Origin of the sequence: Flavobacterium sp. XN-5, from assembly GCF_008033395.2 — a bacterium.
GTDB classification, from domain to species: Bacteria; Bacteroidota; Bacteroidia; order Flavobacteriales; family Flavobacteriaceae; genus Flavobacterium; species Flavobacterium hiemivividum.
Map to the genome: position 1 here is coordinate 143,443 of NZ_VOGZ02000006.1, position 12,648 is coordinate 156,090.

General features: G+C 35.5%; 9 protein-coding genes. 7 read left to right on the forward strand and 2 right to left on the reverse strand.

The genetic code is table 11. The annotated features are described in order from the left end of the window. The first annotated feature begins 46 nt into the window (after window positions 1-46). The 7 genes from FQU23_RS11690 (at window position 47) to katG (ending at window position 9,539) form a co-directional block, all read left to right on the forward strand. The gene (locus FQU23_RS11690) at window positions 47-733 is read left to right on the forward strand and encodes an ABC transporter ATP-binding protein (RefSeq protein ID WP_147673980.1); all 687 of its coding nucleotides are present in this window, start codon (window positions 47-49) and stop codon (window positions 731-733) included. 139 nt (window positions 734-872) lie between these two features. Continuing rightward, window positions 873-1,730 carry a RimK family alpha-L-glutamate ligase gene (locus FQU23_RS11695; protein ID WP_147673981.1) on the forward strand — a complete coding sequence of 286 codons (858 nt, stop codon included), beginning with the start codon at window positions 873-875 and terminating at the stop codon, window positions 1,728-1,730. Window positions 1,731-1,782: 52 nt separating this feature from the next. Further along, complete coding sequence (locus FQU23_RS11700) at window positions 1,783-2,352, forward strand: cob(I)yrinic acid a,c-diamide adenosyltransferase (protein ID WP_147673982.1); 570 nt, start codon at window positions 1,783-1,785, stop codon at window positions 2,350-2,352. Window positions 2,353-2,547: 195 nt separating this feature from the next. After that, window positions 2,548-2,769 carry a DUF2795 domain-containing protein gene (locus FQU23_RS11705; protein WP_007138072.1) on the forward strand — a complete coding sequence of 74 codons (222 nt, stop codon included), beginning with the start codon at window positions 2,548-2,550 and terminating at the stop codon, window positions 2,767-2,769. Window positions 2,770-2,854: 85 nt separating this feature from the next. Next, complete coding sequence (secA, locus tag FQU23_RS11710; RefSeq protein WP_147673983.1) at window positions 2,855-6,199, forward strand: preprotein translocase subunit SecA; 3,345 nt, start codon at window positions 2,855-2,857, stop codon at window positions 6,197-6,199. Window positions 6,200-6,318: 119 nt separating this feature from the next. Further along, the gene (locus FQU23_RS11715) at window positions 6,319-6,837 is read left to right on the forward strand and encodes a MepB family protein (RefSeq protein ID WP_147673984.1); all 519 of its coding nucleotides are present in this window, start codon (window positions 6,319-6,321) and stop codon (window positions 6,835-6,837) included. Between the two features lie 434 nt (window positions 6,838-7,271). Further along, a complete protein-coding gene (gene katG, locus FQU23_RS11720) occupies window positions 7,272-9,539 on the forward strand; it encodes a catalase/peroxidase HPI (RefSeq protein ID WP_209282347.1) in 2,268 nt (755 codons plus the stop codon). Between the two features lie 145 nt (window positions 9,540-9,684). Here the strand turns inward: katG and FQU23_RS11725 are convergent, their stop codons facing one another. Both FQU23_RS11725 and FQU23_RS11730 read right to left on the reverse strand, forming a co-directional pair. Next, window positions 9,685-10,347: a TrmH family RNA methyltransferase gene (locus tag FQU23_RS11725; protein ID WP_147673985.1), complete on the reverse strand. Its 663-nt coding sequence runs from the start codon at window positions 10,345-10,347 to the stop codon at window positions 9,685-9,687. Window positions 10,348-10,462: 115 nt separating this feature from the next. Continuing rightward, complete coding sequence (locus FQU23_RS11730; protein ID WP_147673986.1) at window positions 10,463-12,469, reverse strand: response regulator; 2,007 nt, start codon at window positions 12,467-12,469, stop codon at window positions 10,463-10,465. Window positions 12,470-12,648: the final 179 nt, after the last annotated feature.

The following is a 12,648-nucleotide window of genomic DNA, read 5'->3' on the forward strand; positions in this document are numbered from 1 at the left end:
GTACTTTTAAAATTCAGAAACCATAATTCATCAATTGCAAAAAAACATGTCAAATCCATTAATAAAAATAACCGATATCAAAAGAGATTTTGTCCTTGGTAACGAGATTATTTATGTCTTAAAAGGTATTGATTTAGAAATTAATAAAGGAGAATACGTAGCACTTATGGGACCATCAGGCTCTGGAAAGTCTACCTTGATGAATCTTTTAGGTTGCTTAGACACACCCACATCTGGAACCTATATTCTTAATGGACAAGATGTAAGCAAACAAAAAGATGATGAATTAGCCGAAATCAGAAACAAAGAGATTGGTTTTGTTTTTCAAACTTTTAACCTCTTACCGCGTACTACGGCGCTTGCTAATGTTGCTTTGCCAATGATTTATGCTGGATATTCAAAATCAGAAAGAACGGCTCGCGCTACCGAAGTTTTAGAGCAAGTCAACCTTGGTGATCGAATGGACCATCAGCCCAATCAATTATCAGGTGGACAGCGCCAGCGGGTAGCCATTGCCAGAGCCTTAGTCAATAAACCGTCTATCATTCTTGCTGATGAGCCCACAGGAAACTTAGACAGTAAAACTTCTGATGAAATCATGAAACTCTTTAACGATATTCATGAACAAGGCAATACCGTTATTTTAGTGACTCACGAAGAGGAAGTGGCCGCTTACGCACATAGAATTATTCGTTTGCGTGATGGTATGATTGAAAGTGATACTACAAAATAGTTTTAGTTAGGAGCTTTTCCAGCTATCCGCTACAATCTTTTTTATCCTTAACTCAGGATAAAAAAGGATTTTCACTTCTATCTGGGCTAGGAGAATCGTTTCTAAAATAGAATCCATTAACCCATTACACTATTCGAAAATGAAAATAGCCTTACTAACCTGCCAAAAACTTCATAAATTAACGCCGCAAGACCAACTTTTAATTCCAGAATTAGCGAAATACAATATTACCGCAACCGCTGAAATTTGGGATGATAAAAATAGTAATTGGAATGATTTTGATTATTTGATTTTTCGAAATACCTGGGATTATTTTGAAAAAGAAACCGAATTCAACCTTTGGCTTGACCAAATAGAAAAACTAGGAATTAAGACACTCAATCCCATTGAAGTCATAAAACAGAACAAGCACAAATTTTATCTGCGTCAATTAGAACAGCAGGGAATTAAAATTATCCCTACCGTATTCATAGATAAAACTACTGATTTCAATTTAAAAGAGATTATACCGACGCATTGGGAAAAAGCAGTGATAAAACCAGCCTTTTCTGCAGGATCTTACCTCACTGAAGTCTTTGTTACTGCCGATATAGACAAAATAAATACCCAATATCAAACTATTGCTTCCGAAAAAGAATTGCTAGTACAGCAATTTATGCCCGAAATTCAAACTGTAGGCGAAACTTCCTTTATATTCTTTAATAAAAAGTTCTCCCATGCGGTAAATAAAAAACCAGTTCCAGGTGAATTCAGGATTCAAGTACAATTTGGCGGAATATATCGAGTGATACATCCTGACGCAGAACTAATCGCTAAAGCGCAAAAAGTTGTAGACAGCTTTACAGGAAAATTATTGTACGCCAGAGTAGACGGAATTGTAATAGACAAGGAGTTACACCTGATGGAAGTAGAATGCATCGAACCTGATTTGTATTTTAACCTAAGCGAAGGTTCCTTAGAACGATTTGTTGATGCCATAGTGGAATTAATAAAGTAAATTTGGAGTTCCTTGAAAAAGCAAGAAAATTCACGAATAAAAAAATAAAGAGATGAAAGTATATACTAAAACTGGTGACAAAGGAACAACCTCACTTTTTGGAGGGACAAGAGTTCCTAAAGACCATATTAGAATTGAAAGTTATGGAACTGTAGACGAACTAAATTCTTATATAGGATTAGTTCGTGATCAGGATATGAATGCGCATTACAAAGCAACCCTAGCAGAAATTCAAGATCGTTTGTTTACCATTGGAGCAATTCTAGCTACGCCCCAAGAAAAAGAAGTATTAAAAAGTGGAGAACTTCGCTTGAAAAATTTGGGGATTGTAGAAACTGACATTGAATTATTAGAAAACGAAATTGACAGCATGGAGAGTGAACTCCCTCAAATGACGCATTTTGTCTTACCAGGCGGACACACAACTGTGTCATATTGTCATATAGCGAGATGCGTGTGCCGCCGTGCAGAGCGCCTTGCTGTTCATCTAAGCCATAATGAACCAGTCGCTGAAATAGCAATTAAATACCTAAACCGACTTTCTGACTATCTTTTTGTATTGGCACGAAAGTTGTCTCATGACTTGAACGCGGAGGAAGTTAAATGGATTCCGAGGAAGTAGTAATCAGTAAGAAAGTATTCAGACCACAGTTAAAAAATCTGATATATGATACGTTTTCAGCATTAACTGAACACTAAAAACTGACAACTGAACACTAAAAGCAAAACGTTCTTAACTTTTTTTAAAAATAAATAGAATTTTACTTGTCTTTTTCAGTAAAATTTTTATTTTTGCACAAAACTAAATCGACAAAAAATGTATTGGACATTAGAACTAGCATCTTATTTAAGTGATGCACCGTGGCCTGCTAACAAAGACGAACTTATTGATTACGCTATACGTGCAGGAGCTCCGTTAGAAGTGGTAGAAAACCTACAGTCTATTGAAGACGAAGGTGAGATATATGAGTCGATGGAAGAAATTTGGCCGGATTACCCTACAGACGAAGATTATCTTTGGAACGAGGATGAATATTAGAAAATAATCAAGGAAAAAGTCTCAGAAGAGGCTTTTTTTTTGGTTAAATTTACATTTTAAAATAAACTAAAAATACAAATATATTATGAGTTTCATAAATAGCATCATCAAAGCCTTTGTTGGAGACAAATCCGACAAAGATGTTAAAGCTTTGCAACCTTACCTTGACAAAATCAAGACTTTTGAAATCAGTCTTATCGCCCTAACACATGACGAATTACGAGATCGCACCTACTACTTTAAAGATAAAATTAAACAGAACCGTGCTGGAATCGATGCTAAAATAGCAACGCTTAAAACTGATGTTGAAGGAGTTGATGACATTGACAAAAGAGAAGATATCTATCTGGAAATCGATGCTTTAGAAAAAGAAGCATACGAGGTGTCCGAAAAAACTTTATTAGATATTCTTCCTGAGGCCTTTGCTGTTGTAAAGGAAACGGCAAGACGTTTTAAAGACAACTCAGAGATTTCTGTTACAGCAACTGCAATGGACAGAGAATTCTCTGGAACTAAAGCTTATGTTAGCCTTAACGGAGATCAAGCGGTGTGGCAAAATAAATGGAATGCTGCCGGAAAAGAAATTACTTGGGACATGATTCACTATGATGTTCAGTTAATTGGTGGTATGGTACTTCACGAAGGAAAAGTGGCAGAGATGCAAACGGGTGAAGGAAAAACATTAGTAGCAACTTTACCAATTTACTTGAATGCTTTAACTGGAAACGGAGTGCATTTAGTAACTGTGAATGACTATCTAGCAAAACGTGATAGTACCTGGAAAGCGCCTTTATTCGAATTTCACGGTATGACTGTTGACTGTATTGACAATCACCAACCAAGCTCTGAAGGAAGAAAAAAAGCATACAACGCTGATGTAACTTACGGAACAAACAACGAATTTGGTTTTGATTATCTAAGAGATAACATGACACATTCGCCAGATGATTTAGTACAAAGAAAACACAATTATGCTATTGTCGATGAGGTCGATTCTGTATTGATTGATGACGCAAGAACTCCTTTGATTATATCAGGTCCAGTACCACAAGGGGATCGTCATGAATTCAACGAATTAAAACCAAAAATTGAAAACTTAGTTAGTTTACAACGTCAAATAGCAAACGGTTTTTTATCTGAAGCAAAAAAATTACTTAAAGAAGGAAAAACTAAAGAAGGTGGGTTTTTACTTTTAAGAGCATACAGAAGTTTACCTAAAAACAAAGCTTTAATTAAGTTTTTAAGTGAAGAAGGAATGCGTCAATTGCTTCAAAAAACCGAAAACAGCTACATGCAAGACAACAATCGCGAAATGCATAAGATTGATGAGGCCTTGTATTTTGTAATTGAAGAAAAAAACAATCAAGTAGAATTAACTGATAACGGAATTAAATTCCTTTCAGGAGATACTGACCCAGACTTTTTCGTTCTTCCAGATATTGGAACTGAAATTGCTGCTATCGAAAAGAAAAAATTAGAAAAGGATGCTGAAGCAGAAGAAAAAGAAAAATTATTCCAAGATTTCGGAATAAAAAGCGAACGTATTCACACCTTGACTCAACTTTTGAAAGCCTATAGCCTTTTCGAAAAAGATGTAGAATATGTTATCATGGACAATAAAATCATGATTGTCGATGAGCAAACAGGACGTATCATGGATGGACGTCGTTATTCTGATGGGTTACACCAAGCAATCGAAGCCAAAGAGAATGTAAAAATCGAGGCTGCAACTCAAACTTTTGCTACTGTTACTTTACAGAATTATTTTAGAATGTACAACAAACTTGCAGGTATGACTGGTACTGCCGTTACTGAAGCAGGTGAGTTATGGACAATATACAAATTGGATGTAGTAGAAATTCCTACTAACAGACCAATGGCAAGACAAGACAAAGAGGATTTTATTTATAAAACAACTCGTGAGAAATTCAATGCCGTTATTGAAGATGTTACAGCATTATCAAATGCAGGAAGACCAGTTCTTATTGGTACTACTTCTGTTGAGATCTCTGAATTATTAAGCCGTATGCTTAAAATGAGAGGTGTTACTCATAATGTCTTGAATGCAAAAATGCACAAACAAGAAGCACAAATCGTAGAAGAAGCTGGTAAAGCCGGTGTGGTTACTATTGCAACTAATATGGCTGGTCGTGGAACGGATATTAAATTATCAGCTGAAGTTAAAGCTGCTGGTGGACTTGCAATTGTAGGCACAGAGCGTCACGATTCACGTCGTGTTGACAGACAGTTAAGAGGTCGTGCTGGTCGTCAAGGAGATCCAGGAAGTTCACAATTTTATGTGTCTCTTGAAGATAACTTGATGCGTTTATTTGGTTCTGAAAAAGTTGCCAAAGTAATGGACAGAATGGGACTTGAAGAAGGTGAAGTGATTCAGCATTCTATGATGACTAAATCTATCGAGCGCGCGCAGAAAAAAGTGGAAGAAAACAACTTTGGCGTTCGTAAGCGTTTGTTAGAATATGATGATGTTATGAATGCACAACGTGAAGTAGTTTACAAACGTCGTCGTCATGCTTTATTTGGAGAACGTTTAAAACTGGATATTGCTAACATGCTGTATGATACTTGTGAGTTAATTATCCAAAGCGCAAAAGCAGAAAATAGTTTCAAAAACTTTGAATTTGATCTTATTCGTTACTTCTCTATTACTTCTCCGGTTAGTGAGTCTGATTTCTCAAGACTGACTGAAATCGAACTAACAGGAAAAGTATACAAAGAAGCTTTAAAATATTACCAAGAAAAAACAGAGCGCAGCGCAAGAGAAGCTTTTCCTATCATCAAGAATGTTTACGAAGATAAAAACAGCCAATTTGAACGCATTGTAGTACCATTTACAGATGGTGTGAAATCATTGAACGTTGTTACTGATCTGAAAAAAGCTTATGATACTGAAGGAAAACAATTAATTGCTGATTTCGAGAAAAACATCACTTTATCTATTGTTGATGAAGCTTGGAAAAAGCACTTACGTAAAATGGACGAATTGAAACAATCAGTTCAACTTGCCGTTCACGAACAAAAAGATCCTTTGCTAATCTATAAATTTGAAGCATTTAACTTATTCAACGCTATGTTGAACGGTGTAAATAAAGAAGTGATTTCTTTCTTATTCAAAGGTGATTTACCACAACAAAGTGCTCCAGAAATTCAGGAAGCTAGAGAAGTGGTACGTCCTAAAGAAAATTTACAATTAAGCAAAGACGCAATTCCAAATAGTGAAAGTGCAAATCGTGAAGCTGGGGAAACGCAACAACGACAAGTTACTGAAACTATAGTGAGAGATATGCCAAAAATTAACCGTAATGATACTGTTACGATTCAAAATGTGGCTAACGGTCAAACTCAAGAAATGAAATTTAAAAAAGCCGAAAGCTTAATCGCTACTGGCCAATGGGTTGTTGTAAAATAATAAATCCTTTTAAATTACCATTTTCAGGTCTTGAAAATAGTCCTAAATAATTACAATCCCCAATTACGAAATGTAGTTGGGGATTTTTTATATTTGGAACAATCTTAAAATTATATCGAATGACTTGCACAAATAGTACTACAATTCATAATGATTTGCTTGTCGCCAAAGAACAAGTTTATGATAAATGTGGTTTTGAATGTTCGCTTCCGCAAAAGGAAAAAGAAAGCGCAGAATATGGAGCTTGTGTTTTTACTCTAAATAGTCAATCGGTACTTTTTCGTACTGCTAAAATCACTCCCACTAAAACAGGACAATTTGTTACGCTGTGGAAAAGAATCGAGAAGGGTCCAATTCAACCCTTTGACGATACTGATCCAATTGATCTTGTCATTATAAACACTAGAAAAGATGATCGTCTTGGGCAGTTTATATTTCCAAAATCAGTACTTTGCGAGCAGGGCATTATTTCAACTAGCAGAAAAGAAGGTAAGCGCGCTATTAGAGTCTATCCTCCTTGGGATTTAGCGACCAACAATCAAGCACAGAAAACCCAAAAATGGCAATTAGAATATTTCTTAGAAATCCCATCTGATATTCCAATCAATATAGACCGTGCTAAATTGCTTTTATCGTAATGTTTCAGACTTGAACGGAAATTTTATTTATAGAAAAATCCACAAGCCTACTAGCATTTTATGAATCAAACAGTATTTCGTACATTCTTCGAAAACAACAGATTGAAATCACTTCATTGCTATGTGGTACTTATTTAAAGCCACATTATTTTGGCTTTAACTCAACTATTTTCGTTATTTTTGAGAGAAACCAAGGCAAAGTTTTTTCTTAGATTAAGATTAAAAGTTAGTCAAGAAACAAGTGAATTTTTAAATTCTATCGAATAGTTTTTATTTCTTTAGCTTACTATATGTATATTCTATATTATTTTTTTTCGCGATAAATTATATCTATAACAGGATAAAACATGAAGATGAACTATGTCGATTTTTAAGATACAATATCACTAGATTTACTAAATAAGAAACACACTAAATTCATAAAAACATTAAATATGGAAAATAATAACAATACAGATCCAGCAAACGGTCAAGGTAAATGCCCAGTCAATCACGAACAGCTTCCACTAAATCAAGGCGCAACTATTGTTGAAGGCAACCATGATCCAGCAGTAGGTAAATGCCCTGTAATGCACGGTGGAAATACAGCATCAAAATCAAGTGTTATGTCATGGTGGCCTAATGCCCTTAACCTTGATATTTTGCATCAACATGATACTAAAACAAATCCTTTAGGAGAAGCCTTTAATTATCAAGAAGAACTTAAAAAACTAGATATTGAGGCTTTAAAAAAAGACATGCATGCTCTAATGACAGATAGTCAAGATTGGTGGCCCGCAGATTGGGGTCATTATGGAGGTTTAATGATACGATTATCTTGGCACGCAGCGGGAACATACCGTATATCTGATGGTCGTGGAGGTGCTGCGTCAGGAAATCAACGTTTTGCACCTTTAAATTCTTGGCCTGATAATGTTAGTTTAGACAAAGCAAGAAGATTATTATGGCCTCTCAAGAAAAAATACGGAAATAAAGTAAGTTGGGCCGATTTAATTGCGCTCGCAGGTACCATCGCTTATGAAGATATGGGATTAAACACCTTCGGATTCGCATTTGGACGTGAAGATATTTGGAGCCCTGAAACAGATACTTACTGGGGAGCTGAAAAAGAATGGCTAGCACCAAGCGACGAGCGTTATGCTAATGTAGAAGATCCAAAAACGATGGAAAACCCGCTTGCTGCCGTACAAATGGGGCTAATTTATGTGAATCCAGAAGGAGTAAACGGAAAGCAAGATCCTATGAAAACTGCTGGACAAATGCGTGAAACATTTAAACGTATGGCCATGAATGATGAAGAGACGGTCGCTTTAACTGCAGGTGGACATACCGTAGGTAAAACTCATGGTAATGGTGATGCTAGTATTTTAGGCGATGATCCTGAAACAGCTGGGATAGAAGAACAAGGATTAGGTTGGAGAAACCCTACTAATTCAGGGAAAGGTCGTTATACTGTTACAAGTGGACTCGAAGGTGCATGGACGACACACCCAACAAAGTGGGATAATGGATTTTTCCAGATGTTGTTCAATCACGAATGGGAATCCCGCAAAAGTCCCGCTGGTGCACTGCAATGGGAACCTGTGAATATCAAAGATGAAGACAGACCCGTAGATGTTGAAGATCCGAGTATCCGCCAAAATCCAATGATGACAGACGCTGATATGGCCTTAAAAGTTGATCCAATTTATAGAGAGATATCTTTGAAGTTTATGAACGACCAAGAATATTTTTCAGATACTTTTGCTCGTGCTTGGTTTAAATTAACACATAGAGATATGGGGCCGAAAGCAAATTACTTTGGTACAGATGTACCGCAGGAAGATTTAATTTGGCAAGATCCTATTCCTGCAGGTACCACAGATTACGATCTACCTGCTGTAAAAGATAAAATTGCTGCATCAGGATTATCTATTTCAGAAATGGTAAATACTGCATGGGATAGCGCACGTACGTTCCGTGGATCTGATAAACGTGGTGGTGCAAACGGAGCACGTATTCGCTTAGCGCCGCAAAAAGATTGGGAAGCAAACGAACCACAACGTTTGGCATATGTTTTATCGGTACTTGAGCCTATTGCATCTGAGTTTGGTATTAGTATCGCTGATACGATTGTCTTAGCAGGTAATATAGGAGTAGAACAAGCTGCAAAGACTGCAGGTTATGCAATTACTGTTCCTTTTTCAGCAGGTCGTGGAGATGCTACTGCAGAAATGACCGATGCTGTATCTTTTGAACCTTTAGAACCATTAGCTGATGGCTACCGCAACTACAGTAAAAAAGAGTACGTAGTGAGTTCTGAAGAATTAATGCTGGATCGCACCCAACTAATGGGATTAACGGCACCAGAAATGACTGTTCTTGTTGGTGGTATGAGAATGTTGGGAACTAACTATCGCAATGAAAAACATGGTGTTTTCACTAATACAATAGGTGCTTTGACTAACGATTTCTTTGTCAACCTAACCGATATGGGAAATACATGGAAACCAACAGAAAAAGGCCTTTACGAAATTTGCGACCGCAAAACAGGAGTAGTAAAATGGACTGCAACACGTATGGATCTTGTATTTGGATCTAATTCTATTTTACGTTCTTACTCTGAAGTTTATGCACAAGACGACAACAAAGAAAAATTTGTAATCGACTTCGTAAAAGCTTGGGCTAAAGTAATGAATGCCGATCGTTTCGATTTAAAATAATATTCTCCAGTCCTATATACTTAATAAGGATGTCAGAATAATATTCAAAATCCCCAATTACACGCTGTAGTTGGGGATTTTATTGATTAAATACCTCGGTTCGAGTGTTTTTCACGAACTAGAACGCAGGAAAAATGTATCAAGATTAAATAGGATTATCTGTAAAATATCGCTCCTCTATTCGTTTGATATCTTTAATGGAATTCTTAGCCCAGGCTAATCTTTTTACAAGGATTTCCTCTTCGGATAAATGCCAGTCAATATCTGATTTTCGCAGTCGATTTGTCAAGTCTTGAATGATAATTGCAGCAGACACAGAGATATTTAAACTCTCGGTGAAACCCACCATCGGAATCTTCAAAAAACCATCAGCACGGTTCAAAATCTCTTCTGATAATCCATCTCTTTCCGTTCCGAAAAATAAAGCACTGGGTTTTGAAATGTCAAAATCTTCTAATAAACAATCGCTGTCATGGGGAGTAGTTGCAATGATTTGGTAGCCTTTATTTTTCAAAGTGTCCACACAATCGGTTATACTATCAAAGGTGTTTATATCAACCCATTTTTGAGCACCCATTGCAATTTCTTTATCGATACTTTTCCCATAACGTTGTTCGATAACATTCAATTCCTGAATTCCAAAAACTTCGCAACTGCGCATTACCGCACTAGTATTGTGCATCTGGAAAATATCTTCAACCGCAATAGTAAAATGTTTTGTTCTGTTTTCTAAAACTTTTAGAAATTTCTCTTTGCGGTTATCGGTAAGAATGTTTTCAAGGAAATTTAAGTAGTCGATATCAATCATTATGAATTATTCTTTTTTTGCAAAAATATGATAATTCATTAAGGTTTCTTACTACAATACTGCACTTCTTTCTATTAGAAGAGTATTAAAGTAGTCCTCTTTATTTATTTAATCATTAATTTGCAGCAAAGATCTTAATTCCCCATTTGTTAACTATATTTACTAATACACTTCTACTGTACGGTTTAGTAATGTAATCATCCATTCCGGCATCTATAGCTTTTTGTGCATCGTCACCTAATGCAAACGCAGATACACCAATAATTACTATAGAACGAAACTTACTGTTGTTTCTAATCCACTTTGTCGTGTCGATTCCATTTAATTCTGGCATTTGAATATCCATAAAAACAATATCATAATGTCCTTTCTCCAATTCAGCGATTAGTTCATTTCCATCATATACTTTTTTGAATTCTAAATATTGTCCTTTCAACATTTTCTCTAGTACCTTCTGATTTATCTCTACATCATCAGCTGATAGAATTCTTAAGTTCTTTTTCACTTCTATGTACTCCGCCTTAATGATTTCATCACTTTTAGGATCTGAGGCTCTTTCAAAAGGCAATAAAATGGTAACTGTAGTTCCCTCCCCTACAACTGATTTATAATGCACCTCGCCCTCCATTAAATCCACTAGCTTTTTTACGATGGGTAAACCCAATCCTGTTCCGCCATATTTTTTGGTTAAAAAATGCTCGCCTTGATCAAAAGGATTGTATAAATTTTGCTGCTTAATTTCGCAAATTCCAATTCCGGTATCCTCCACTACTATCTCTAATATCCCGCCTTCTAGCTCTTTAACCGATAATTTCACAAATCCAGTATGAGTGAATTTTACTGCATTAGAAAGCACATTGTTTAAAATATGTAAAATTGAAATTTCACATAGCAACACATGCTTTTTTAAATTATCATCAAACTCAAAAATAAACTTCACTTCTTTTGCTTTTGCTTGCTCTTCAAATAGTCTAGAGGATTTTTTGACCACATTATAGAGATCAACTACATCTTTCTTTATAGAATAAGAACCGGACTCTATCTTTGAGAGATGCAAAATGTCATTTATAATGTTCAACAGGTTATTAGAAGCGGTATTGATAATGTCTAAATATTCTTTTTTCTCGGCGTCTGTTTCTTTTTCAGACAAGATCTCGATAAAGCCCAAAATACCATTCATAGGAGTCCGGATTTCGTGACTCATATTTGCCAAGAAATCTGACTTGGCTTTATTTGCTAATTCGGCAATATCAGTAGCCTTAGACAGCTCGTTTTTATTTTCTTCTAATAATTTATTATCCCTTCGAAGGCGTTTATTGTATTTTTCGATTAAGGCTTTATTAGCAAATGTTTTCTTCATTAAAACAATTAGTATATAAAATAGCACTAACATGGTAATTGTAATAAAGACAAAAATTAAAACCAAGATCAATTTCTCTCGATTTACAGCTTTCTCAATATCATTTTTTGTTCTGACATCTATCATTTCAAAAAAATCATTGATTGGCTCCGCGATTTCCGCCTTTTCCCTATGAAACTGCGGTCCAAAAACTAAATCCGTAGCGAGCTCTTTATTGGGTTTATCCCTAATTGTATAATTGCCAGATTCATCTCTATACAATCCTTTGATGGCATTCATGGCCCTTTCTTCGATAAAGACTAGATCGTCTGACTTTAATTTTGCTTCCTTTAACTTTATAAGCTCTTCAGTTGTAAAACCCAAATTCCTAATTTTAGCCGCTAAAGACTCTGCTTTTAAATCAGCCTGCACCTTTTTCTCTTGGGTTAAAACTACGTCCCAATACACTCTATTATAATTTTTAGGAAAAGGCAAATTACCGTTTTGTATATTTAAAACCTCCCAAAACATCTTTTCATATTTCTCATCCTGGGTAATGATATACAATCTGCAAAAGCGGGTTAAATCGTCAGCACTTTGTCTTAATAAGTCAGCAACAAGATAGGACTCATGCCGGTTTTCTTGCTTTTTTGTAATTGCATTAAAGTTAGTATACATTAGATAAGACAAGATAATTACGACGCTCAACAAGCCAAGAAAAAAGAAACACACCAACTTATACGTTAGTCCGTTTGCGTCAAATTCAACGAATTTATTTTTCATAACAATAGCTACTTTAATTACTTCGATTAAAAAAATGGCATCGTGGTATTTTTTATAACTTATACTATAACAATAACTTAGAAACTATTAAAAGTACTAAATTAAACGCTACGACTAATAATATTTTACTGTTTCTAATAGTTTTTGTGTAAAACTCGTCTACAACTTAAATTATCAAA